The 24,558-nt window shown below is 72.2% G+C and carries 18 protein-coding genes; 4 read left to right on the top strand and 14 right to left on the bottom strand.

The genetic code is table 11. The annotated features are described in order from the left end of the window. Nucleotides 1–235 precede the first annotated feature (235 nt). The 14 genes from ACH427_RS07960 to ACH427_RS07895 form a co-directional block, all read right to left on the bottom strand. Nucleotides 236–4,138, bottom strand: a complete 3,903-nt coding sequence (locus ACH427_RS07960) for a ribonuclease E/G (protein ID WP_398868548.1) — start codon at nucleotides 4,136–4,138, stop codon at nucleotides 236–238. 221 nt (nucleotides 4,139–4,359) lie between these two features. Further along, nucleotides 4,360–5,142: a TIGR03936 family radical SAM-associated protein gene (locus tag ACH427_RS07955; protein ID WP_398868547.1), complete on the bottom strand. Its 783-nt coding sequence runs from the start codon at nucleotides 5,140–5,142 to the stop codon at nucleotides 4,360–4,362. 116 nt (nucleotides 5,143–5,258) lie between these two features. After that, nucleotides 5,259–5,537 carry a type II toxin-antitoxin system RelE/ParE family toxin gene (locus tag ACH427_RS07950; RefSeq protein ID WP_398868546.1) on the bottom strand — a complete coding sequence of 93 codons (279 nt, stop codon included), beginning with the start codon at nucleotides 5,535–5,537 and terminating at the stop codon, nucleotides 5,259–5,261. A 63-nt stretch (nucleotides 5,538–5,600) separates the two neighbouring features. Further along, nucleotides 5,601–7,526: a TIGR03960 family B12-binding radical SAM protein gene (locus ACH427_RS07945; RefSeq protein WP_398868545.1), complete on the bottom strand. Its 1,926-nt coding sequence runs from the start codon at nucleotides 7,524–7,526 to the stop codon at nucleotides 5,601–5,603. Nucleotides 7,527–7,623: 97 nt separating this feature from the next. Then, complete coding sequence (locus tag ACH427_RS07940) at nucleotides 7,624–9,168, bottom strand: CHAD domain-containing protein (RefSeq protein WP_398868544.1); 1,545 nt, start codon at nucleotides 9,166–9,168, stop codon at nucleotides 7,624–7,626. An 84-nt stretch (nucleotides 9,169–9,252) separates the two neighbouring features. Then, entirely contained in the window at nucleotides 9,253–10,452 is a 1,200-nt protein-coding gene (rodA, locus tag ACH427_RS07935) for a rod shape-determining protein RodA (protein WP_398868543.1), read from the bottom strand. After that, nucleotides 10,449–12,581, bottom strand: a complete 2,133-nt coding sequence (gene mrdA, locus ACH427_RS07930) for a penicillin-binding protein 2 (RefSeq protein ID WP_398868542.1) — start codon at nucleotides 12,579–12,581, stop codon at nucleotides 10,449–10,451. Before mrdA ends, rodA begins: the two co-directional genes overlap by 4 nt. A gap of 106 nt (nucleotides 12,582–12,687) precedes the next feature. Beyond that, nucleotides 12,688–13,329, bottom strand: a complete 642-nt coding sequence (gene mreD, locus ACH427_RS07925; protein WP_398868541.1) for a rod shape-determining protein MreD — start codon at nucleotides 13,327–13,329, stop codon at nucleotides 12,688–12,690. Nucleotides 13,330–13,333: 4 nt separating this feature from the next. Next, a complete protein-coding gene (mreC, locus tag ACH427_RS07920; protein WP_398868540.1) occupies nucleotides 13,334–14,266 on the bottom strand; it encodes a rod shape-determining protein MreC in 933 nt (310 codons plus the stop codon). 188 nt (nucleotides 14,267–14,454) lie between these two features. Continuing rightward, nucleotides 14,455–15,474, bottom strand: coding sequence for a rod shape-determining protein (locus ACH427_RS07915; RefSeq protein ID WP_004950903.1), 1,020 nt, complete (start codon nucleotides 15,472–15,474; stop codon nucleotides 14,455–14,457). Nucleotides 15,475–15,762: 288 nt separating this feature from the next. Continuing rightward, entirely contained in the window at nucleotides 15,763–16,176 is a 414-nt protein-coding gene (gene ndk, locus ACH427_RS07910; protein WP_398868539.1) for a nucleoside-diphosphate kinase, read from the bottom strand. Nucleotides 16,177–16,292: 116 nt separating this feature from the next. Continuing rightward, nucleotides 16,293–16,652 (bottom strand): DUF4233 domain-containing protein, encoded by a 360-nt coding sequence (locus ACH427_RS07905; protein ID WP_398868538.1) that lies wholly within the window; start codon nucleotides 16,650–16,652, stop codon nucleotides 16,293–16,295. 2 nt (nucleotides 16,653–16,654) lie between these two features. After that, a complete protein-coding gene (locus tag ACH427_RS07900) occupies nucleotides 16,655–18,223 on the bottom strand; it encodes a bifunctional folylpolyglutamate synthase/dihydrofolate synthase (RefSeq protein WP_398868537.1) in 1,569 nt (522 codons plus the stop codon). Between the two features lie 38 nt (nucleotides 18,224–18,261). Next, a complete protein-coding gene (locus ACH427_RS07895; RefSeq protein WP_398868536.1) occupies nucleotides 18,262–19,719 on the bottom strand; it encodes a peptidoglycan D,D-transpeptidase FtsI family protein in 1,458 nt (485 codons plus the stop codon). A 97-nt stretch (nucleotides 19,720–19,816) separates the two neighbouring features. Between ACH427_RS07895 and ACH427_RS07890 the strand changes: the two genes are divergently transcribed. The 4 genes from ACH427_RS07890 to ACH427_RS07875 all read left to right on the top strand — a co-directional run bounded on the left by ACH427_RS07890 (nucleotide 19,817) and on the right by ACH427_RS07875 (nucleotide 24,504). Continuing rightward, nucleotides 19,817–20,968: an ATP-binding protein gene (locus ACH427_RS07890; RefSeq protein WP_398868535.1), complete on the top strand. Its 1,152-nt coding sequence runs from the start codon at nucleotides 19,817–19,819 to the stop codon at nucleotides 20,966–20,968. Continuing rightward, complete coding sequence (locus ACH427_RS07885; protein ID WP_398868534.1) at nucleotides 20,965–21,651, top strand: response regulator transcription factor; 687 nt, start codon at nucleotides 20,965–20,967, stop codon at nucleotides 21,649–21,651. The genes ACH427_RS07890 and ACH427_RS07885 overlap by 4 nt, the downstream gene beginning before the upstream one ends. A 307-nt stretch (nucleotides 21,652–21,958) precedes the next feature. Beyond that, nucleotides 21,959–23,086, top strand: coding sequence for a non-hydrolyzing UDP-N-acetylglucosamine 2-epimerase (gene wecB, locus ACH427_RS07880; protein ID WP_398868533.1), 1,128 nt, complete (start codon nucleotides 21,959–21,961; stop codon nucleotides 23,084–23,086). 53 nt (nucleotides 23,087–23,139) lie between these two features. Further along, nucleotides 23,140–24,504, top strand: coding sequence for a glycosyltransferase (locus ACH427_RS07875; protein WP_398868532.1), 1,365 nt, complete (start codon nucleotides 23,140–23,142; stop codon nucleotides 24,502–24,504). The last annotated feature ends 54 nt before the right edge of the window (nucleotides 24,505–24,558 follow it).

Below are 24,558 nucleotides of genomic sequence, written 5' to 3'. Positions count from 1 at the left end.
GCATATCCGAAGGGACGAGCGGCCTCTCCCGGAATTCACCGGGAGGGATTTGCTCAGGGGTTGGCGTACAGACGCCGAAGGCAAGGTTACGGGGCCCTGCCCAAGGGGTCAAACCGGGCTCCGGCCCCGGGCCGCCGCTCGATGGAGCGGCCGTCCGGGCGGAACACCGGGCCGGGTCCCCGGGTGCCTGGCGGCCGGATTCCGGCCGCCAGGCACCCGGGAAAGACCCACCGGCCTATTCCTCGGCGGAAGCCGCGGCCGGGGCCGTGGCGGCCTTCTTGGCCGTCTTCTTCGCCGGGGCCTTCTTCGCCGCTGTCTTGGTGGCCGTCTTCTTGGCCGTGGTCTTCTTGGCGGTCGTCGTCTTCTTGGCCGCCGCCTTCTTGGTGGCGGTGGCCTTCTTCGCCGGGGCCTTCTTGGCGGCCGTCTTACGGGCCGTCTTCTTGGCCGGGGCCGGGGCCTCGGCCCCGGTTTCCACGGCCTCGGTTTCCACGGCCTCGGACCGCGCGGCCCCGGTCTCCGCGGCCGGCTCGACGACGGCCTCCGGCTCCACCGGCGCCGGCTCGGGCTCCGGCTCGGCCGCCAGGGCGGCGGGCGCGGTCACGACGACCACGGCCGCTTCCTCGGCCGCCGTGGGCGAGCCCGCCGGGGCGGACGCCCTGCGGGTGACCCGGCGGCGCGGCCGGGCGGGAGCGGCCGGAGCCGCCTCCACCGGGGCCTCGGGCGCGGGCTCCGCCACGGGTTCGGCCTCGGCGACCGGCTCGGCCACCGCCGGCGCGACCGGCTCGGGGGCCGGCGCGGTCTCCACGACGATCTCCGGCTCGGCGGCCTTCGGCGAACCCGCCGGGGCGGTCGCCTTGCGGGTCGCCCGGCGGCGCGTACGGCCACCGCGCGGACCGGCGGCGGCACGCGCCTCGGCCGGGCTGCCGAACCACTCCTCGTCCCCGCCGACCGACGGCTGGAGTTCCGCCTCGGTCACCGTGACGGGCTCCAGCTCGGGCTCCTCGTGGACGGCCTCCGCCTCGGCCTCGACCGGCTCGGCGGCCTCCGCCTGCACGTGCTCGTGCTCGTGCGGCTGGCCCTTGCCCTTCTTCTTGGCGCGCTTGCCGCCACCGCCACCGCCGACGGACGTGGGCTGGTCCATGTGGACGATCACGCCGCGGCCGTTGCAGTGCACGCAGGGCTCGGAGAACGACTCCAGCAGGCCCTGGCCGACCCGCTTGCGGGTCATCTGCACCAGACCGAGCGAGGTCACCTCGGCGACCTGGTGCTTGGTGCGGTCGCGGCCCAGGCACTCCAGCAGGCGCCGCAGCACGAGGTCGCGGTTGGCCTCCAGCACCATGTCGATGAAGTCGATCACCACGATGCCGCCGAGGTCGCGCAGCCGCAGCTGGCGCACGATCTCCTCGGCCGCCTCGAGGTTGTTCTTGGTGACCGTCTCCTCGAGGTTGCCGCCCTGACCGGTGAACTTCCCGGTGTTGACGTCGACCACGACCATCGCCTCGGTCCGGTCGATCACGAGCGAACCGCCGCTCGGCAGCCAGACCTTGCGGTCCAGCGCCTTCATCAGCTGCTCGTCGATCCGGTACGTGGCGAAGACGTCGACGTCCGACGTCCACTTCTGCAGCCGGTCGGTGAGGTCCGGGGCGACGTGCGAGACGTAGCCGTGGATGGTCTCCCAGGCGCCCTCGCCGCTGACGATGACCTTGGAGAAGTCCTCGTTGAAGATGTCGCGCACGACGCGGACGGTCATGTCCGGCTCGCCGTAGAGCAGGGTCGGGGCGTTGCCGCTCTTCGCCTTCTTCTGGATCTCTTCCCACTGGGCCTGGAGGCGCTGCACGTCACGCGCCAGCTCGTCCTCGCTCGCGCCCTCGGCGGCCGTACGGACGATGACGCCCGCGTCCTCGGGGACGATCTTCTTGAGGATCTGCTTCAGGCGCGCGCGCTCGGTGTCGGGCAGCTTGCGGCTGATGCCGGTCATCGAGCCCTCGGGCACGTACACGAGGTAGCGGCCCGGCAGCGAGACCTGGCTGGTCAGGCGGGCGCCCTTGTGGCCGATCGGGTCCTTGGTGACCTGCACGAGCACGGACTGGCCGGACTTCAGCGCGGTCTCGATGCGGCGCGGGCCGCTGCCCATGCCGAGCGCCTCGAAGTTGACCTCACCGGCGTAGAGCACGGCGTTGCGGCCCTTGCCGATGTCGACGAAGGCGGCCTCCATGGACGGCAGGACGTTCTGGACCTTGCCCAGGTAGACGTTGCCGACGTAGCTGGTGGCCTGCTCCTTGTTGACGTAGTGCTCGACGAGGACGTTGTCCTCCAGCACGCCGATCTGGGTGCGCTCACCGCTCTGGCGCACGACCATCACCCGCTCGACGGCCTCACGGCGGGCCAGGAACTCGGCCTCGGTGATGATCGGCACGCGGCGGCGGCCCTGCTCACGGCCCTCACGGCGGCGCTGCTTCTTCGCCTCCATGCGGGTGGAGCCCTTGATGGACTGCACCTCGTCGAAGCCGGTGCCGAGCTCGCGCTCCTCGCGCTTGCGGGGCTCGCGGACCTTCACGACCGTACGCTCCGGGTCGCCCTCGACCGCCTCGGCCTCGGCGGCGTCGCCACTGCGGCGACGGCGACGGCGGCGACGGCGGCTGCCCGCGGAACCGGCGCCCGGCTCCTCGCCGTACGCCTCCTCCTGCTCCTCCTCGGCGGCCTCGGCCTCCTGCTCGGCCTCGGCGGATTCCTCGTCGGCGGACTCGGCCTCGGGCTCGCCGGCCTCACCGCGGCGGCGGCGACGGCCACCCCGCCGGCGACGGCGCGAGGGGCGGTCCGACTCCTCCTCGTCGTGGGCGGCCTCGGGCTCCTCGGCGTCCTCGGCCTCGGGCTCCTCGGCGACGGTGGACACCGTCTCCTCCACCACGGCCTGCTCGGCCTCGGCGGGCTCGCCACGACGGCGGCGACGGCGGCGGCCGGCCGGGGCGGCCTCGGCGGCACGCTCGGCCTGCTCCGCCTCGGGCTCCTCCGCCGGCACGGCGACGGCGGCGGCCGCCGCGGCGGTCTCCGGCGTCTGGAACATCGGCTCGGTGAAGACCGGCGCCTGGAAGACGGCGCTCGGCGGGCGCACGGCGCGGCGACGGCCACGCGCGGGAGCCTCGGCGGGCTCCGCCGGGGTCTCGGTGGCGGCTTCCCGCGCACGGCTCTCGGCCTTGGCGGCCTCCAGCGCGGCGGCGGCGGCCTCGGCGTCACCGGTGGCGACCTGGCGGCGGCCACGCGTACGGGCCTCGGCGGCCTCGGCGGCCTCCTCGGTACCGGCGGCACGGCGACGGGTGCGGCGGCCACGGGTCTCGGCGACCGGCGCCTCCTCCTCGGCCGGAGCCTCCTCCACGGGCGCCTCGGCGGCCTGCGGGGAACCGGCCGGGGCGGTGGCCTTGCGGGTGGCACGGCGACGCGTACGGGGAGCGGGGGCCGGGGTCTCCTCGACGGCCTCCAGCTCCTCCTCGTCCTCGGTCTCGGCCTCGGCGGCGGGGGCGACGGGCGCGGCCGGCTCGACCACGGTCTCCGCGGCCTGCGGGGAACCGGCCGGGGCGGTGGCCTTACGGGTGGCACGGCGGCGCGTACGGGCCGGCGGCGCGGCCTCGGCGGCGGGCGCCTCGGGCTCGGGCTCGGCGGCCTCAGCCTGGGTCTCGGCGGGCTCGGCCGTCACGGGCGCCTCGGCGGCCGTCTCGGCCTGCTGCGGGGCACCGGCGGGCGCGCTGGCCTTGCGGGTGGCGCGACGGCGCGTACGGGCCGGCTTGGCGGCCTCGGCGGCCTCGGGCTCGGCGGCCACGGCGGCGGGGGCCTCGGGGGTCTCCTCAGCGACCGGCTCGGCCGTCCGGGGGGCACCCGCGGGGGCCGTCGCCTTGCGCGTGGCACGGCGGCGGGGGCGGGCGGGGGTGGCCGGCGCCTCGGCGGCGGCCGGGGCCTCGGCGGCGGGCGCCGGGGTCTCCGGCCGCGCCTCGGCGGCGGGGACCGTCACGGGCTGTGCGGTCGTGTCCCCGGCCGACGGCGGGCCGGCGGGGCGGGACGCCGCACGGCGGCGGCGTCGCGGCGGCAGCGTGTCTCCAGGACCGCTGTCGGAGTGGTTGGCGGGCTCAATGGGTTCGTCGAGCATGCGGGCGGTTCTCCCGTCACGCTCCCGGGCGCCGCGCCTTGGTCCGTCCCGGCGGTCCGCGTGATGTGCGCGTACCGCCGTCCGGGGCGCGGTCGCCGCACGGGAGCTGTCGTCTCGCTCGCCGGGTCCGAAACGTCGGGACCGGCGAAAGTCTCCTGGTCAGTGCGCCTGCCGGACCCGGGTGGCTCCCTGGTGGACCGGCGGCACGGCGACGGCCGTCCTTACACAGAACCTTCCGGCACCTGCGCGGCACCGGCGCTCTGTCCGGCGGCTGTGGTTACTGCGGCCGGGGAAGCGTCGCGGTCGGGCGCGAGCGGGTCGGTCACCGTGCCGGACTCCTCATCGAGCAGCCCCTGCGCCAGCCTGGTCACCGCAGCGGGGACCGGCGGCGCCAGGTCGGCCGTAGCGCGGAGACCGGACAGGACGTCGTCGGGTCGAACGGCAGGTGTCAAATGCCGAACAACCAGCCGCAGTATCGCACAGGGACCGTCGCCGGGCCTATCGGCCGGAGCGTCGAGGGCCTCGAGCCGGACGACCGCGGCGCGGGCGTCGAAGGTGCGCAACCCATTTTTCGTGCGGCGCTGGACCTCGACGGTCTCCGCCGCGAGGAAGGCCGCCACGGCCCGCCGGACCTCCGCGACCTCCACGCCGTCCAGCCGCAGCTCCCATACGGATGCCTCGAGCCGGTCGGCGAAGGAGGAGGTGTGCGCCTCCACCGCGTCCGTGATGTCGAGCCCGTCCGGCAGCGACTCGTCGAGCAGCTTGCGCAGCTCCTGCGGGTCGCGGGCCTCGGCGAGCTGGATCTCCAGGAACTCGGCCTCACTGCCCGTGCCGGTGGGTGCGGCATTGGCGTACGACACCTTGGGGTGCGGGGTGAAACCGGCCGAATACGCCATGGGGACCTCGGCGCGGCGCAGGGCCCGCTCGAAGGCGCGCTGGAAATCGCGGTGGCTGGTGAACCGGAGGCGGCCGCGCTTGGTGTAGCGCAGACGAATGCGCTGCACCACGGGTGCGGGCGGCGGGCCTTCGGGCTGTCGCTTGCCCAGTGTTCTGTCCTTCGTGAGTGCGGTCGTACTGCTACCTAGAGTACGTGTCTCGAGGAAGGACGCGTCCTGGCGGGTCAGGACTCGTCGGTGACGAGGATGTCCTTGTCGTTGAAGACCTCGACGATGAAGATCAGCAGCCGGCCCAGGCTCACGGTGTACTCGACGAGGACGTTCTGCGTCAGCCGGATGGTGCGGTCGTCACCGGTGGCGCTCATGGGACGGGAGAGCTCGGTGAAGGGGTCACGGGCCAGCAGCGCGATGCCCTTGTCGAACGCGGCACGCTGCTGATCGTCCAGCCGGTCACGGCGGAAGGCGGCCTGCTCCGTGAAGTGAACCTGGTACGTCGGCGTCACGTCGCCTCCCCTTCACATGCGGCCGCGCGGGAGAGCATGGGCTCTCCCGCGCGGCTCACGTTATTACTTGACCACCGTCAGCGGCAGCAGCTTCTTGCCCGTCGGGCCGATCTGGATGCTCGTGTCCATCTGCGGGCAGACGCCGCAGTCGAAGCACGGGGTCCAGCGGCAGTCCTCGACCTCGGTCTCGTCGAGGGCGTCCTGCCAGTCCTCCCAGAGCCAGTCCTTGTCGAGACCGGAGTCCAGGTGGTCCCAGGGCAGGACCTCCTCGTAGGTACGCTCGCGCGTGGTGTACCAGGCGACGTCGACGCCCTGCGGCGGCAGCGTCTGCTCGGCGCACTTGATCCAGCGGTCGTACGAGAAGTGCTCGCGCCAGCCGTCGAAGCGGCCGCCCGATTCGTAGACCGCGCGGATGACGGCGCCGACGCGGCGGTCACCGCGGGAGAGCAGGCCCTCGATGATGCCGGGCTTGCCGTCGTGGTAGCGGAAGCCGATCGAGCGGCCGTACTTCTTGTCGCCGCGGATCTTGTCGCGCAGCTTCTCCAGCCGGGCGTCGGTCTCCTCGGCGGAGAGCTGCGGCGCCCACTGGAACGGCGTGTGCGGCTTGGGCACGAAGCCGCCGATGGAGACGGTGCAGCGGATGTCGTTCTGGCCGGAGACCTTGCGGCCCTCGGCGATGACGTTGACCGCCATGTCACCGATCTGGAGGACGTCCTCGTCGGTCTCGGTGGGCAGGCCGCACATGAAATACAGCTTCACCTGGCGCCAGCCGTTGCCGTACGCGGTGGAGACCGTGCGGATCAGGTCCTCCTCCGAGACCATCTTGTTGATGACCTTGCGCATGCGCTCGGAGCCGCCCTCGGGGGCGAAGGTGAGGCCGGACCGGCGGCCGTTGCGGGTGAGCTCGTTCGCGAGGTCGACGTTGAAGGCGTCCACGCGGGTCGACGGCAGGGAGAGACCGATCTTGTCCTCGGTGTAGCGGTCGGCGAGCCCCTTGGCGATGTCACCGATCTCGGTGTGGTCCGCGGAGGACAGCGACAGCAGGCCGACCTCCTCGAAGCCGGTCGCCTTCAGGCCCTTGTCGACCATCTCGCCGATGCCGGTGATGCTCCGCTCCCGCACGGGGCGCGTGATCATGCCGGCCTGGCAGAAGCGGCAGCCGCGGGTGCAGCCGCGGAAGATCTCCACGGACATGCGCTCGTGCACGGTCTCGGCGAGCGGGACGAGCGGCTGCTTGGGGTAGGGCCACTCGTCGAGGTCCATCACGGTGTGCTTGGACACGCGCCACGGCACGCCGGAGTGGTTGGGCACGACACGGGCGATCCGGCCGTCGGCCAGATACTCCACGTCGTAGAAGCGCGGGACGTAGACGCCGCCGGTCCTGGCCAGGCGCAGCAGCACCTCGTCGCGGCCGCCGGGGCGGCCCTCGGCCTTCCACGCCCGGATGATGTCGGTGATCTCCAGCACGGCCTGCTCGCCGTCGCCGATCACCGCGCAGTCGATGAACTCCGCGATCGGCTCGGGGTTGAAGGCCGCGTGGCCGCCGGCGAGGACGATCGGGTGGTCGACGGTGCGGTCGGCCGCGTCGAGCGGGATGCCGGCGAGGTCGAGGGCGGTGAGCATGTTGGTGTAGCCGAGCTCGGTGGAGAAGCTCAGGCCGAAGACGTCGAACGCGCCGACGGGCCGGTGGCTGTCCACGGTGAACTGCGGGACCTTGTGCTCGCGCATCAGCGCCTCGAGGTCCGGCCACACGCTGTACGTGCGCTCGGCGAGGACGCCCTCGCGCTCGTTGAGGACCTCATAAAGGATCATGACGCCCTGGTTGGGCAGCCCGACCTCGTAGGCGTCGGGGTACATGAGCGCCCAGCGGACGTCCGTGGACTCCCAGGGCTTGACCGTGGAATTGAGCTCTCCACCGACGTACTGGATCGGCTTCTGCACATGCGGGAGCAGAGCTTCGAGCTGCGGGAAGACCGATTCGGCAGACATACCCGAGACCTTCGTGAGCTGACAGGGGTGACCCTCAAGGCTAACGCAGCCGAGGTCACGCCCTCGCACGGCGGAATTCCGCGGTCCGAGCCGGGCGTCAGCGCAGCAGTGCCTCGCGGTGGCGCTTACGGGACGCCTTCCGCCAGAGCTCCGGCAGCTCCCGCTCGTCGTCGGCCGCCCGCCGCTCCTCCCGGCCGTACAGGAGTCCGAGGGTGAAGGTGCTCTCCCCCGCCGCGTGGGCCTGGGCCGCCAGGGTGCGCAGGGCGGCGCGGGCCATGACGCTGTCCTGGTGGTCGCCGAGCAGGGTCTGTACGGACTTCATGCGTGCCGCGAACCGTTTCGCCGGCTTCCCGAGCGCGGGCCGCGCCGCCTCCGCGGCGTAGCGGGCGCGCTTGGCGGCCTTGCGGGCGTCGTGCAGGACGGCGTCGCGCTCCGGGCCCGGCCCGGTGGCCAGGGCGTGCTCGACGCGGGAGGCGAGGCGTCCGTAGTCGCGCAGGACGGCCCGGGCCAGCACCTCGCGGGGCGGGCGGGCGGCAGCGGGGCGCAGGGGCGGGTCGGCGAGCAGGGCGTCGAGGGTGTCGAGCAGGGTGAGATAGCGGTCGCTGTCGAGGAGGGCGGCGAGGCGCTTGCGGGAGCCCTTGCGGCGGCCCGCCGCGGCCACACGGAGCCGGGCGGCGACGGGCCCGAGGACGAGCGTGCCGTCCACCTCGGCGAGCCGGTCCACGAGGCGTTCGGCGAGCACTTCGCGGTCGCGGTCGACGCCGAGTTCGGTGGCGAGCCACTTCAGTTCGGCGCCGACGGGGTCGGTGGCCTTCCGGTCGAGGACCTTGCCGTACGTCCGGAAGGCGCTGCGGAGCCGCCTGGTGGCGACCCGCATCTGGTGGACGGAGTCCTCGGCGCGGCCGCGGACGGCCGGGTCGAGGGCGAGGAGGGCGTCGGTCTGTTCGCGGACGTAGGCGAGCACGTGGTCGCCGGCGGTGGGCGCGGTGGGCTTCTTCGCCTTGCCGTCCTTCGCCTTGCCGTCCTTCGCCCCGCGCGGCGCGGGGTCGGTCTCGGCCAGGGCCCTGACCAGCTTGGAGGGGGCCTTCGAGGGGCGCAGCCCGGCCTTGCGCAGGCGCCGCTCGACGGTGTCGAGGAAGGCGGGGTCGGCCCCCTCGCCGAGCTCCACCTCGACCTCCGTCCAGCGGGCGGAGCGGCCGTCCCGGGTGAGCCGGTCGGCGGTGACCGCGTCCTCGCTCGCCTCGGCGAGGAGGGTGCCGTCGTCGTCGAGGAGGTGGTGGACCGTGCGGCGGGAGACGATGCGCACGATCGGGGCGAGCTCGGCGTGGCGGATCCTGGCGCGCACGAGGTCGGTGAGTTCCCGTGGGACGGCCGGGGTCAGGGGCGCGCGGATCTCGTCGCGCTCCCCGGGGCCGACGGGGAGTTTGAGGTGCCAGCCCGCGTCGTTCCCACCGGTGCGGCGGCGGAGGGTGATGTGCGCGTCGGTGAGGCGCCGGTCCTTGGTGTCGTAGTAGACGGCGTCGAGCCGCTGCGTCCCCTGGTGGGTGACGGTCGCCGCGACACGGCTCAGGTCGGGCAGCCGGGCCGGCTTCGCGCCCTGGCCTTCGTACTTCCGCTCGATCTCTCGCACGGTGTCCGCCATAGGGCGAATCTAGTCCGCGTCCGGCCCGATGTGCAGGGCACGAAAGGAGTCCGACCGGATTCGAACGCCCGCGACGGCCGTGCCCTACGCGGACACAGGTCTCTCGACCTTGATCGACTGAAGCAGGCCGATGGCGATCCACGCGGCGAACATCGACGATCCGCCGTACGAGACGAAGGGCAGCGGCAGTCCCGTCACCGGCATGATCCCGAGGGTCATCCCGATGTTCTCGAACGCCTGGAAGGCGAACCAGGCGATTATCCCGGCCGCGACGATCGCGCCGTAGAGCTCCGTGGTCTCGCGGGCGATCCGGCAGGCGCGCCAGAGCACGACACCGACGAGGAAGATGATCGCGCCCGCGCCGACGAAGCCCAGCTCCTCACCGGCGACGGTGAAGATGAAGTCGGTCTGCTGCTCGGGCACGAACTGGCCGGTGGTCTGGGAGCCGTGGAAGAGCCCGGAGCCGGTGAGGCCGCCGGAGCCGATCGCGATGCGGGCCTGGTTGGTGTTGTAGCCGACGCCGGAGGGGTCGAGAGCGGGGTTGGCGAAGGCGGCGAAGCGGTTGATCTGGTACTCGTCCAGCACGCCGAGCTGCCAGATGAGGACGCAGCCGAGGACGCCCGCGCCGAGCAGACCGGCGATCCAGCGGTTGGAGGCGCCGGAGGCGAGCAGCACGGCGAGCACGATCACCACCAGCACCATCACGGAGCCGAGGTCGGGCATCAAGAGGATGATCAGGACCGGCAGGGCGGCGAGGCCGAGCGCCTGCAGGACGGTGCGGTGGTCGGGGTGCGACTTCTCACCCCCGTCGACCTTCGCGGCCAGCAGCATCGCCATGCCGAGCGTGATGGTGATCTTGGTGAACTCGGAGGGCTGGAGGGAGAAGCCGCCGCCCAGCTGGATCCAGGAGCGGGCGCCGTTGATGGTCGCGCCCAGCGGGGTGAGCACGGCGGCGGTGAGCAGCACGGAGACGCCGTAGAGGATGGGCACGGCGCCGCGCAGGGCGCGGTGGCCGACCCAGACCGCGCCGACGGCGAGGGCGAGTCCGATACCGGTGTTGAGGATGTTGCGGAACAGGAAGTAATACGGGTCGCCGTGGGTGAGTTCCTTGCGGCCGCGGGTGGCGGAGTAGACCAGCAGCGTGCTGATGCCCGAGAGGGCGAGCGCGGCGAGCAGCATGACCCAGTCGAGGCGGCGCACGACGGAGTCGCGGGCGGTGAGCGTGCCCCAGATGCCGCGCTCGGGGGTGTAGCGGCGGATCCTGTAGCCGCCGGTGGTGGTCATTGCTGCTGGTCCTCCTTCCGGGCGGGCGGGGAGGGCACGTCGATCTTCTGGGCCTCGATCGTGCCGTCCTTCTCGATCCTGGGGAGTCCGCTCTCGGGGTGCGGCAGCAGGGCCTTGCCCGGGTCGATCTTGCCCTTCTCGTCGACGCCGTAGAGGGCGTTGTAGATGTTGCGCACGGCGGGACCGGAGGCACCGGAGCCGGTGCCGCCCTGAGAGATCGTCATGACGACGGTGTAGTCCTGCGTGTACGTCGCGAACCACGAGGTGGTCTGCTTGCCGTAGACCTCGGCGGTGCCGGTCTTGGCGTGCATCGGGATGTCCTTCTGCGGCCAGCCCTCGAAGCGCCAGGCGGCGCTGCCCTGGGTGGCGACGCCGGCGAGCGCGGCGTCGAGCTGGTCGCGGGTCTTCCTGTCGAACGGCAGCCTGCCGTGGGCCGTGGGCGCGATCTCCTGGACGTGCTTGCCGTCGGCGCTGACGATCGCCTTGCCGATGGTGGGGTTGTAGAGCGTGCCGCCGTTGCTGATGCCCGCGTAGATGGTGGCCATCTGGATGGGCGTGACGAGGGTGTCGCCCTGGCCGATGGAGTAGTTGACGGAGTCACCGGCGCGCATCCGCATGCCGGACTCGCAGTTCTCCTTGGCGATCTTCGCGGCGTAGTCGTCGCTGTTGCCGCCCTGCTTGCACCAGGTGTCCTTGTTGGCCTCCCAGTAGTTCTTCTTCCACTCGCGGTCCGGGACGCGGCCCTTGACCTCGTTGGGGAGGTCGATGCCGGTCTCCTTGCCGAGGCCGAAGTCGTGGGCGGTGCGGTAGAACCAGTCCGCCGGGTGCTTGGGGTTGTTGCCGCCGTCCTTCTGCCACTGGCGGTAGGCCAGGTCGTAGAAGACGGTGTCGCAGGAGACCTCCAGCGCCCGGCCGAGGTTGATCGGGCCGTAGCCCTTGGACTCGAAGTTCTTGAAGACCTGGTTGCCGATGCTGTACGAGCTGGAGCAGTTGTAGTTGCCGTTGAAGTCGTATCCGGCCTTGACCGCCGCGGTGGCGGAGATGACCTTGAAGATCGAGCCGGGTGCCGCCTGGCCCTGGATGGCCCGGTTGAGCAGGGGGTAGTCCGAGTCCTTGCCGGTGAGCTGTTTGTAGTCCTTGGCGGAGATGCCGCCGACCCAGGCGTTGGGGTCGTAGGTGGGGTTGGAGGCCATGGCCACGACCCGGCCGGTCTTGGACTCCATCACCACGACGGCGCCCGCGTCGGCCTTGTAGTTGACGCCGGTGTTGCGGTCGAGCTCCTTGCGGGCGTCCTTCATCGCCTGGTTCAGCTCGCGTTCCGCTATGGCCTGCACGCGGGCGTCGATGCTGGTGACGATGTTGGCGCCGGGCACGGCCTTGTCGCTCTTGGCCTTGCCGATGACGCGGCCGAGGTTGTCGACCTCGTAGCGGGTGACGCCCGCCTTGCCGCGCAGCTGGGTGTCGTACTGCCGCTCGAGCCCGGAGCGGCCGACCTGGTCGGAGCGGAGCAGCGGGGCGGGGCCGGACTTGGTCTTGCTGATCTCGTCGTCGGTGACGGGCGAGAGATAACCGAGCACCTGGGCGGTGTTGGAGCCGCCGGGCCCGGCGTAGCGGCGTACGGCCGTGGGCTCGGCGGTGACACCGGGGAAGTCCTCGGCGCGCTCACGGATCTGCAGGGCCTGCTGGGTGGTGGCCTGGTCGGTGATGGGGATGGGCTGGTAGGGCGAGCCGGCCCAGCAGGGCTTGGGGGTCTTGGCGTCGCACAGCCGCACCTTGGCGGCGACGTCCTCGGGCCTGAGGCCGAGGACACCGGCGAGCCGGGCGAGTACGGCCTTGCCGCGGTCGGGCATCTTCAGCAGGTCGGTGCGGTTGGCGGAGACCACGAGCCGGGTCTCGTTGTCGGCCAGCGGCACGCCGCGGGCGTCCAGTATCGAGCCGCGGGTGGCGGGGGCGACGACCTGCTGGATGTGGTTGTCGGCGGCCTCGGCGGTGTACTGGTCGCCGTTGCGGATCTGGAGGTACCAGAGGCGGCCGCCGAGGGTGAGCAGGAGGGAGACGACGAGGATCTGGATGGTGATGAGGCGGATGGTGACGCGCGAAGAGCGCCCGCTCTCGGAAATGTTGCTCATGACGCCCCCTCGTTCGTCGCTCCGGAATCACCGTCGGCCACCTCGGCGGCCGCCCCCTCGCATGCCCCCTCGACCGCCTCGCCGGGCTTGCCGGAAGAGTGCCGTGTCACAGCCGCCGGACCCCCTTCAGGCGGCCCTGCCGGCGGGCCGGCCTGCCGAAGAGACCGCCGCGCTGGCCGCCGAGGCGGGAGAAGGCGCCCTCGCCGCCGGCCAGCGTCGCCGGGCCCCCCTCGCCCGCGAGCGGGTCGTTCTCGGTGCGGCGGGCGAGCGCCATGATCAGCGGCACGGTGAAGGGCGCCAGCAGCAGGTCGTAGAGCGTCGCGGTGAGGACCAGGCCGCTCAGCCCGACGTGGCGGGCCGCGGTGTCGCCGACGAGCGCGCCCACGCCCGCGTAGAGCAGCGTGGAGCCGATGGCCGCGGCGACGACGACGAGCATGGGGACGGTGGCCGAGCGCACTCTGCCGCTCTCCGGCTTGACCAGGCCGACGACATAGCCGACCACGCACAGCACCAGGGCGTACCGCCCGGTGGCGTGGTCGGCGGGCGGCGCGAGGTCGGCGAGGAGACCGGCCCCGAAGCCGATGAGGGCGCCGCTGGTGTGCCCGTAGACGAGCGTGAGGCCGACGACGACGAGGAGCATCAGGTCGGGGACGGCGCCGGGGAGGTGGAGCCGGGCGAGAACGGTCACCTGGACGACGAGGGCGATCACGACGAGCGCCGACGAGAGCAGGATCCGGTTGATGCGCATCGGTTCAGTCCTGGGGTTTGGCGCTCGCGGAGGGGGTGGCCGTCACGGTCACCGTGGGCGTCGGCTTGGGAGCCTCGGGTTTCGGCGGCAGGACCGTGTCACGCGGGTCGGTGCGGGGCTCCTCGACGACGACGCCGACGATGTCGAGCCTGCTGTAGCCGACGAAGGGCCGGACCTGGACGGTGCGGGTCAGGCTGCCGCCCGCGGGCTCGACGCGGGTGACCTCGCCGACGGGGACGCCGGGCACGAACGGCTTGTTCCTGCTGGAGCCGAAGGTGACGAGGCGGTCGCCCTCGTGGACGACGGCCTTGCCGTTGAGGAGTTCGACGCGCAGGGAGCGGTCGCCCTGGCCGGTGGCGAAGCCGAGCTCGCCGGACTTCTCCATCCGGGTGCCGACGGTGAACTTGGGGTCGGTCGCGAGCAGGACGGTGGCGGTGGACCGGGAGACGGTGGTGACCCGGCCGACGAGGCCGTCGCCGTTGAGCACGGTCATGTCGCGGTGGATGCCGTCGTTGCTGCCCGCGTCGATGGTGACCGTCCAGGAGAAGCCCTGGGCCGCTCCTATGGCGATGACCTGGGCACCCTTGATGCCGTACTGCCCGCGGCCCGCGGTCTTGAGCATCGCGTCGAGCTCGCGGGCCCGGCCGCGGTTGCGGTCGTCGCTGCCGAGGCGCTGCTTGAGGGTGGCGTTCTCCCGCTCCAGCTGGGCGATGCGGCTGTGGCGGCCGCCCGAGTCCCGTACGGCGGCGATGGCGTTGCCGACCGGGTCCACGGCGTCGGCCACCCCGGCCTCCACCGGCCCGAAGGCCGAGGCGGCGGCGTGCCGGACACCGTCGAGCGGGGACTGTTCGCCACCGCGAATGTCCACCGTGATCAGTGCGAACGCGACGGCGACCAGCAGCACCAGTAGCAGCCGGCTCTCTCGTGTGTCCCTCACGTGCGGCGGCGTGCCCTTCTCGTCGGACCGGTCGGCTGCGGGTCCGGGCCGGTCATCGGGAGCGTTCTGCCTGTATATCAGGTTGTTTACCGGCAGCGGGTACAGCCGGGCGCGCCCTCGCGCCGCCCTGACACGGGCGGCCGCGAGAACCGGCCGGACCGATGGATCTCAGCCCGGCCGGTCACCCGTCACCGGCGGGGCTGGGCGTCCAGCACCTGCTGGAGCGCCTCGAACTCCTCGACACACTTGCCGGAGCCCAGGGCGACGGAATCCAGCGGGTCCTCGGCGATGTGGATCGGCATCCCGGTCTCCCGGCGCAGCCGCTCGTCGAGGCCGCGCAGGAGAGCGCCGCCGCCCGTGAGAACGATCCCGCGGTCCATCACGTCACCCGACAGCTCGGGCGGGCACTTGTCGAGGGTGGTCTTGACGGCGTCGACGATGGAGTTGACGGGCTCCTCGATGGCCTTGCGGACCTCGGCGGCCGAGATGACCACTGTCTTGGGCAGCCCGCTGACGAGGTCGCGGCCGCGGATCTCGGTGTGCTCGTCCTGCTCGAGGTCGTAGGCCGAACCGATGGTGATCTTGATCTGTTCGGCGGTGCGCTCGCCGAGGAGGAGGCTGTACTCCTTCTTGATGTGCTGGATGATCGCGTTGTCCAGCTCGTCGCCCGCGACCCGGATGGACTGTGCCGTGACGATTCCGCCGAGGGAGATCACCGCGACCTCGGTGGTGCCGCCGCCGATGTCGACGACCATGTTGCCGGTGGCCTCGTGCACGGGGAGGCCGGAGCCGATCGCGGCGGCCATCGGCTCCTCGATGATGTGCACCTGACGGGCGCCGGCCTGGGTGGACGCCTCGATCACGGCGCGGCGCTCGACCCCGGTGATGCCGGAGGGCACACAGACCACGACGCGCGGGCGGGCCATCCAGCGCCGCTTGTGGATCTTGAGGATGAAATAACGGAGCATCCGCTCCGTGATCTCGAAGTCCGCGATCACCCCGTCCTTGAGCGGACGCACGGCGACGATGTTGCCCGGGGTCCGGCCGATCATCTTCTTCGCCTCGGCACCCACCGCGAGGATGCCGCCGGTGTTGGTGTTGATGGCTACGACGGACGGCTCGTTGAGGACGATTCCGCGGCCTCTGACGTACACCAGCGTGTTGGCGGTCCCGAGGTCGACAGCCATGTCACGGCCGATGAACGACATGTTGTTCCCCATGAGGATACGTCTGGCCTTCCCAGCTGGAGCGAATGCTTACTTGAGGTCGGCAGGGTGTGCGGTGCGCTGCGGGGCGCGGAGGCTTCATCGTAGTCTCGACCGGTCGTACGCGGCGCGAGGGTTCCTCCGCCATTGTCGGCGGAACGCGAGCCCGCCCCAGTAATGGTGACGTCGTGTCGGAGTGAGAGGTTCCCTCGTTCGCCACGCATATGCCAGAGGGCGGCCGAAAAGAAATCGACCGCCCCTGATCAGAATGGGTGTGTCACTGACGGGCTATCAGGCGAGACCCGGAAAGAAAATCTTGATTTCCCGCTGTGCGGACTCCTCGGAGTCCGAGGCGTGGATGAGGTTCTCGCGCGTGATGGTGCCGAAGTCACCACGGATGGAGCCCGGGGCTGCCGAGATGGGGTCGGTCGGGCCGGCCAGCGCGCGCACGCCCTCGATCACACGCTCCCCCTCGACCACCAGGGCCACGACGGGCCCGGAGGACATGAACCGCATCAGGGGCTCGTAGAAGTCGCGGCCGACGTGCTCGGCGTAGTGCTGCTCCAGCGTGCCCCGGTCCAGGGTGCGCAGCTCCAGCGCGCTGATCGTCCAGTTCGCCTTGCGCTCGATCCGGCCGATGATCTCGCCGGTCAGGCCGCGCCGCACGGCGTCGGGCTTGAGGAGGACGAGGGTGCGCTGGCTCATATTGCGGCTCCTTGCGGGCGGGACAACAGTGCCGCGAGGGTATCGCGGATCATGGGGTCCCGAGATCGCGGGCGGCCTCCGGGGCCGGGCCCCGGAGGCCCGCGGGCCGGGCCGGGCTAGGCCGGATCGGCCGCCGCCTGCTCCGCCGCCTCCCGCGCGAAGCGCGCCTTCGCCTCGTCGATCTTGCCGCCGAAGTGGACCGACGCCCACCACAGCACGCCGAAGACGACGCCCAGGATGAACATCATCGGGACGACGAAGCCGCTGAGGAACAGCGCGCCTTGCAGCAGCCAGCCGAGCTGGACGCCACCGGGCCGCCCGAGCATCCCGCACAGCAGGACACTCAGCACCATCGCCGTACCGCTGACGGCCCACACCGTGCCGGTGGAGACGTCGGAGGTCTGCATGGCGACCAGGCCGGCGAACCCGATGACGAAGAATTCACCGATCAGAGTGCTGGAACAGAGCATGCGCATGGTCAGTCCCTCCCCAGGAGCAGCCGGGCCTCGCCGACCGTCATCACGGAGCCGGTCACCAGGACGCCCGCGCCGGAGAACTCGCCCTCTTCCTCCGCGAGGGTGATCGCCGCCTCCAGGGCGTCGTCGAGCCGGGGCTCGACCTGCACGCGCTCGGCACCGAAGATCTCGACCGCGATGCCGGCCAGCTCATCGGGGTCCATGGAGCGCGGGGTGGAGTTCCGGGTCACCACGACCTCGGCGAAGATCGGTTCGAAGGCTTCCAGGAGCCCCCGGACGTCCTTGTCGGCACTGGCGGCGACCACACCGATGAGACGGCTGAATCCGAACGCCTCGGTGACGGCCCCGGCCGCGGCGGCCGCGCCCCCGGGGTTGTGCGCGGCGTCCAGCACCACGGTGGGGCTGCGGCGCACGACCTCCAGCCGGCCCGGCGAGGTGACGGCGGCGAAGGCGCGGCGGACGGTGTCGATGTCGAGCGTGCGGGCGTGCTCCGAGCCGATGCCGAAGAACGCCTCCACGGCGGCGAGGGCGACCGCGGCGTTGTGCGCCTGGTGGGCGCCGTACAGCGGCAGGAAGACGTCCGGATACTCGCCGCCCAGGCCGCGCAGCGTCAGCAGCTGGCCGCCGACGGCGACCTCGCGGGAGACGACGCCGAACTCCATGCCCTCGCGGGCGACCGTCGCGTCGGCCTCGACCGAGCGCTTGAGGAGGACCTGCGCGGCGTCGACGGGCTGCTGGGCGAGGACGACGGTGGCGCCCTGCTTGACGATCCCGGCCTTCTCCCCGGCGATGTCACCGGTGGTGGTGCCGAGCCGGTCGGTGTGGTCCAGCGAGATGGGGGTGACGACGGCGACCGTGCCGTCGACGACATTGGTGGCGTCCCAGGTGCCGCCCATGCCGACCTCGACGACCGCCACGTCGACGGGGGCGTCCGCGAAGGCCGCGTAGGCCATGGCGGTGATCACCTCGAAGAAGGACAGCCGGTGCTCTTCGCTGTCGTCGACCATCCGCACATACGGCTGGATGTCGCGGTACGTCTCGATGAAGCGCTCGGCCTCGATGGGAGCGCCGTCCAGGCTGATCCGCTCGGTGACGGACCGGATGTGCGGGCTCGTGTAGCGGCCGGTGCGCAGGTCGAAGGAGCCCAGCAGCGCCTCGATCATGCGGGCGGTGCTGGTCTTGCCGTTGGTGCCGGTGATGTGGATGGCGGGATACGCGCGCTGCGGCTGGCCCAGGATGTCCATCAGCGCCTCGACGCGGCGCAGGGACGGGTCGAGCTTGGTCTCGGGCCAGCGGCCCGCCAGCTCGGCCTCCACCTCGCGCAGCTCCCGGTCGACCTCGGGGTCGGCGGGGCGGGACGGCACGCCGTCACCCTGCGGCGGGCCGCCCTGGGTGCGCAGGGTGCGGCTCCCGGCCTCGATCACGGCGAGATCAGGGGTGGGGGTCCCCCCTGCTCGAGCGGAGTCGAGAGCTTGGGGGAGGTCGGTCTCGGCATCGGCGATCCCGGCGAACCGGTCGTCCTCGCCGGGGCCGGTGTCGTCGTTCTCGTCGTTCAGGGGGCGCTCGCTCACGCGGTCCAGTCTACGGAGCCGCACTGACAGCGCGGCCATCAGGCACCGGAGGCCAGCGCCGCGCTCATCATGGCCTTGGCCACCGGGGCGGCGAGGCCGTTGCCGCTGACGTCCGCGCGGGCGGCGTCACTGTCGGCGATCACCACGGCGACGGCGACCTGCTTGCCCTGGCTGTTCTGCGCGTAGGAGACGAACCACGCGTACGGTGTGCCGCTGTTGTCGACGCCGTGCTGCGCGGTGCCCGTCTTGCCGCCGACGGTCAGGCCGTCGATCTGGGCGTTGCTGCCGGTGCCCTGCTCGACGACGGTCCGCATGGCGGATTTCAGCTGCCGCGCGGTGTCGGCGGACATCACCTGGCCGTACTGCTTCGGGTCGCTCTTCTCCAGGACGCCGGAGCTGCCGTCGGTGACGCGGTCGACGAGGCGGGGCGTCATCAGCTTGCCGTCGCCCGCGATGGCCGAGGAGACCATGGCCATCTGGAGCGGGGTGGCCTGGTCGTTGAACTGGCCGATGCCGGACAGGGCGGTCTGCGAGGCGTTCATGTCGGTCGGGTAGAGGCTCTTGGCGGCGCGCACGGGCGTGTCGATCCTGCCGTCGTTGAACCCGAACTTCTCCGCCTGCCGCGCGACCTTCTGCGCGCCGAGCCGCTCGGCGAGGTGCCCGAAGACGTTGTTGCAGGAGTACTGGAGCGCCGTGCGGATGCTGGCGTTCTTGCAGGGGGCGCTGGTGTTCTCGTTGGTCAGGTAGGTGCGGGTGCCCGGCAGGAGGTACGGGTCGGGGCTGTCGGTGGCCTGGTCGACGGAGGAGTAGAGGCCGTTCTCCAGGGCGGCCGCCGCGACGACGAGCTTGAAGGTCGAGCCCGGCGGATAGGTCTGGCGCAGCGCGCGGTTGAGGGTCGGCTGCCGCTTGTCCTTCTCCAGCGCCTCCCACGCCTTCTGGTCGGCGGCGGCGGAACCGGCGAAGCGTCCGGGGTCGTACGAGGGGGTGCTGGCCATGCCGAGGATCGCCCCGGTGGCGGGGTCGAGGGCGATGGCGGCGCCGGTCTTGCCGCCGAGGCCCGCGAAGGCGGCCTTCTGCACGGCGGGGTCGATGGTGGTGATGACGTCGCCGGGGTCGGGCCGCTTGTTCGTGATGGCGTCGGAGGGGCTGCGCAGCCGGTCGTCCTCACCGGTGAGGACGGACTTGTAGAGGCTCTCCAGCTGGGTGTCGCCGTAGATCTGCGAGGAGAAGCCGGTGACCGGCGCGTAGAGCTCGCCGTCGGTGTAGGTGCGCTTGTACTTCAGGTCGCCGGCGGTCGCCGTGGAGCCGGTGAGGAGCTTGCCCCCGGCGAGGATGTCGCCGAGCGGCCGGGAGTACGCGGCTATCGCCTGTCGCGGGTTGTGGGGGTTGTCGTCCAGGCTGCCCGCCTGGGCGGCCTGCACCCAGGTGGCCCGTACGAGCACGGCGAGGACGAGCAGCAGGGAGAAGACGGCGACGTGCCGGACGGGCTTGTTCATTGGGGGGCGCGCTCCCTCTCCTTGACATACGGTTTTCCCGAAAACTCCGTTAAGCGGAGTTAGTGTTCCCCGACTCCATGAGAGCTGGCTGAGAAAGATGCCGTCCGAGGACCGGGACCGGCTCCTGGCGGTCCTGGAAGCGCTGCCGGCGGGCGCACTCGTGCAGGGCCCGGCGGACGAGGTGCTGGCGACGAACCAGCGCTTCGTCCGCATGTTCGATCTGGAGGGCCGTGCCGACCTCTCCCCCGGCGCTCCGCTGCGCCCGGTCGTCCCCCTCGTACGGGCCCTCTTCGCCCCCGGCTTCTCCGGCCCCGGCAGCCCCGGCGAGATCCTGGCGGGCCGGCACGTCCACCGGACGGCCGAGATCCCGCTCACGGACGGGCGCACCATCCGGCGCGAGGTCGAGCCGCTGCGCCGCGCGGGTCACCACCTCGGGGCACTGTGGACCTTCCAGGACATCACCGACCGCAAGCGCCGGGAGCGCGACCTGGAGCGCGACAACCTCGCGCTCACGGAGCTCGCGCGGCAGCGCAACACCTTCACGGCGGCCGCCTCCCATGAGCTGCGGACCCCGCTCACGTCGATCATCAGCTTCTGCGAGCTGCTGGCCGACCCGGACGCGGGCAGCGCCCTGGGCGCCGACCAGCTGGCCTTCCTCGACGCCATCCGCCGCAACGCCGACCGCATGCAGCGGGTGATCGCCGACCTGCTGCTGACCACCCGGATGCGGGCCTCCGGCCTTGAGCTGGAGTTCGACGCGGTGGACGTGCCCGCGATGGTCCAGGACGCCGTCCTGGACCGGCTGGCCACGCCGCAGGGATCGGCCGTCTTCACCGTGCTGGACTGCGCGCGCGGACCAGCTCTCAGGGGCGACCGGCACCGCCTTCAGCAGGTCCTGGCCAACCTTCTGGAGAACGCCGCGAAATTCACCCCGCCGGACGGCCGGATCACCGTCACGGCCGCTCCCCGCGGGCATTTCTGGGAGATCGAAGTAACCGATACGGGAATCGGCATCCCGCATGAATTCCATGAGGAAATCTTCACCGGCTTTGTCCGCGCACCGAATGCCACCGGCGGCGGATATCCCGGCACCGGTCTGGGGCTCGCCATCAGCCGTACGGTCGTCCAGCTGCACGGCGGCACCCTCACCGCGGACAGCGCCGAGGGCGAGGGCGCGACCTTCCTGATCCGGCTGCCCGTCACCGGCCCCGGCCCCGACACCGCGCCCACCGGCCAGGGCGCGCCGTGAGCCGCGTCCTGGTCGTCGAGGACGACCCCGACCTCGCCCTCGCCCTGCGCACCCTCCTCGACCGCGCCGGCTACGACGTGATCCACGCCGACAACGGCCGCGACGGACTGCGGCTGCTCTTCTCCGAACGGCCCGCGCTGATGCTCCTCGACATCGGCCTGCCCCAGCTCAACGGCTGGGAGGTGCTGGAACGCACCCGGGACCTCAGCGACCTGCCCGTCCTGCTGCTCACCGCCCGCGGCGCCGAGACCGACCGGGTGCGCGGGCTGCGCGCCGGAGCCGACGACTACCTCCCCAAGCCCTTCGGCAACGACGAGCTCCTCGCCCGCGTCGAGGCCCTCCTGCGCCGCACCGCGCCCACCCGCTGGGCCGGCGACTCCTTCGACGACGGGCTCCGGCTGGTCCCCGAGCGGCGCTCGGCGGTCTGGCAGGGCCACGAGGCGCGGCTCAGCGACATCGAGTACCGGCTGCTCCAGGTGCTCGTCCGCAACCGGGGCCGGGTGCTCACCACCGACCAGCTGCTCGACCGCGTCTGGGACGACCCGGAGGGGACGGGGCGGGAGCGGGTGAAGTTCGCGGTGCTCCGGTTGCGGCGCAAGCTTCGGCAGGCGGCGGGGGATGAGGCGGCGGATCCGCTGGAAGCGGTCCGCGGCCTGGGCTACCGCTACCGCGCGGGCGAGTAGCTCCCCGGGGCTCCCCCGGCCTCCGGACCGCGCTCCGTGCGGTGTCCTCAGTCGCCGGACGGGCTGGATCTCCAGCCCGTCCGGCGACTGAGGACAAGCGGCGCAGCCGCTTTGGGGGTCCGGGGGGCTCCCCCGGTTTCGGGAAGGAGCGGGCCTGGGGGAAACGGCCCGGCCCCTCGGGACCAAAGTCCTGAAAGTCGCGCCCGCGGCAATCGCAACCATCCGACAACCAAGCCCCATCCAGACCCGCAACCGACCCACCGCACTCTCGGAGCCGTCCTCGTCGCACAGCTCCAGGAGTCACACCGTGTCGCACCTCCCCACCCGTAGCGTCGCTGTCGTCCTCGGCACCCGCCCCGAGCTCGTCAAGCTCACCGACCTCGTCCGCCTGCTGGGCCCCGCCGCCCACCTGGTGCACACGGGTCAGCACTACGACGAGGAGCTGTCCGGCCGCTTCCTGACCGAGCTCGGGCTTCCGGAGCCGACCTTTCTGAGCGGTATCGGCGGGCAGCCGCGCGCCGTGCAGATCTCCGCCGCGCTCGCCCAGCTCGACGAGCTGTTCACCGCCGAGCCGCCGCTCGCCGTGGTCGTGCAGGGCGACACCAACGCCGCCCTCGCCGGCGCGCTCGCCGCGAACGCCCGCGGCATCCCGCTGCTGCACGTGGAGGCCGGGCTGCGCAGCCACGACCGCAACATGCCCGAGGAGCACAACCGCGTCCTCATCGACCGCATCGCCGACGTGCTGTGCGCGGCCACCGAGGACAACCGCGCCAACCTCCTCGCCGAGGGCATCGACGACGCCCGCGTCGCCGTCACCGGCAACACCGTCGTGGAGGCCGTGCACGGCCAGCTGCCGGACGCCGCCGCCCGCGCGGAGCTCGTCGAGCGGCACGGGCTGACGGCCGACGCGTACGTCCTGGCCACCGTCCACCGGCCCGAGAACACCGACTCCGTGGACGCCCTCCGGGCGATCTTCACCGAGCTGTCCGCGCTCGCGGAGTCCGTCCCCGTCGTCGTGCCGCTGCACCCCCGCACCCGGGCGCGGATCGCGGCCGCCGGTCTGGAGGACCTGCTCACCGGCCTGACCGTGTGCCGCCCGCTGGGCTACGGCGAGTTCCTCGCGCTGGCCCGCCACGCGGCGCTCCTGGTCTCCGACTCCGGCGGCATCCAGGAGGAGTGCACCGTGCTGGGCCGCCCGCTGGTCGTCGTCCGCCGCTCCACCGAACGCCCCGAGGCCATGGCCGACTTCGCGGACCTGGTCGAGCCCGGCCCGCAGATCGGCGCCGCCGCCCGCCGCCGGCTCGCGGAGGGCCCCGCCGGGCTGGCCCGGCTGGCCGCGCTCCCCAGCCCCTTCGGGGACGGCCTCGCCTCCGAGCGGATCGTCGCCCTGCTCGCCGCTGTCACGGCACCGGAGCAGCTCGCCGCCGCGGCGTGACGCCCGGCCCGACGCTCCCGCGACCCGACCCCCACCCCGGAGTTCCCACCCTCATGTTCGACAGTCCCCTGCTGTTCGTCTTCCCCTTCTTCCTGCTGCTCTGCTTCCTGCTCTACTGGGCCGGGGCACGCACCTCCTACCTGCGGCGGCCCGCCGTCGAGGAGGGGAACGCCGCCGCGTTCGACTGGCACTTCTTCGTGCCGTGCCGTGACGAGGAAGCCGTGATCGGGACGACCGTCGACCGGCTGCGCAAGGACCACCCGAGCGCCCACGTGTGGGTCATCGACGACGACAGCGACGACCGCACCGGCGCGATCGTGGCCGAGCTCGGCGAGACGGACCGCCGCGTCCACCTCGTGCGCCGCCACCGCCCCGACGCCCGCCTGGGCAAGGGTGCCGCGCTCAACGCCGCGTACGACGAGCTGAACGAATACCTGCCCGAGGACGCCGACCGCGAGCACGTCGTCGTCTGTGTCATCGACGCCGACGGCCAGCTGGACCCGCGCGCCCTGGACCGCGTCAGCGGCCCCCTCGGCTTCGGCGACCCGGAGACCGGCGGCGTGCAGGTCAGCGTGCACATGCGCAACGCCGACGACCCGCGCCCGCTCGCCGGCCGCGGCCGGATCCGCAACGCCTTCGCCCGCCTGCTCGTGCGGATGCAGGACATGGAGTTCTCCGTCTCCAACGCCGGCATGCAGCTGCTGCGCGGCCGCACCGGCTCCGTGGGCCTCGGCGGCAACGGCCAGTTCACCCGGCTCGCCTCCCTGGACCGCATCGCGGCGGCCGAGCGCCGCCCCTGGCAGCGCGGCGCGCTCCTGGAGGACTACGAGCTCGGCCTGCACATGATCCTCAACGGCGACCGAATAGCCCACATAGCCGACACCTGGGTCTCCCAGGAGGGCCTCCCCCACGGTCGCCGCTTCCTCACCCAGCGCACCCGCTGGGCCCAGGGCAACCTCCAGTGCGTCCGCTACGCGCCGCGCATCGTCTCCTCGCGCCACTACAGCGGCAAGGGCGTCCTGGAGACCCTCTACACCTTCCTCCAGCCGGTCGCCCACCTGGTGACGCTCGCGCTCTGCCTGGTCATGTTCGCCCTGCTCGGCCTCACCGCCGCCGACGAGGGCGCCGGCGAGGCGTTCGGCGGCATGCTCGCCCTGTGGCCGCTCGTGCTCGGTCTGGCCGTCGTCTCCGTGCTGCCGTTCGTCCTGTGGGGCCCGGTCTACCGCCGGGACCGCGCGCCGGGCCGCTCGCTGCTCGTCTCCCTGCTGTGGGGGCTGGCACTGTGGCTGTACGCGTACCACCTCTTCCCGGCCTCCGCCCGTGGCTTCATACGGATGCTGCGCGGTCGCAACGGCTGGGCCAAGACGCGGCGCAACGCGGAGGTCGTCACCTCCGGCCCCATCGCCGTCGAGAGCTGACGCGAACCTCTGACAGTCTGCGCTCACCAACTGAACAAACCATGAAATGGGCCA

Origin of the sequence: Streptomyces sp. NPDC020379 (genome assembly GCF_044387105.1) — a bacterium.
GTDB lineage: Bacteria > Actinomycetota > Actinomycetes > Streptomycetales > Streptomycetaceae > Streptomyces.
Note: the sequence above shows the minus strand (reverse complement) of the source record. Positions and strands in the feature narration are given on the sequence as shown.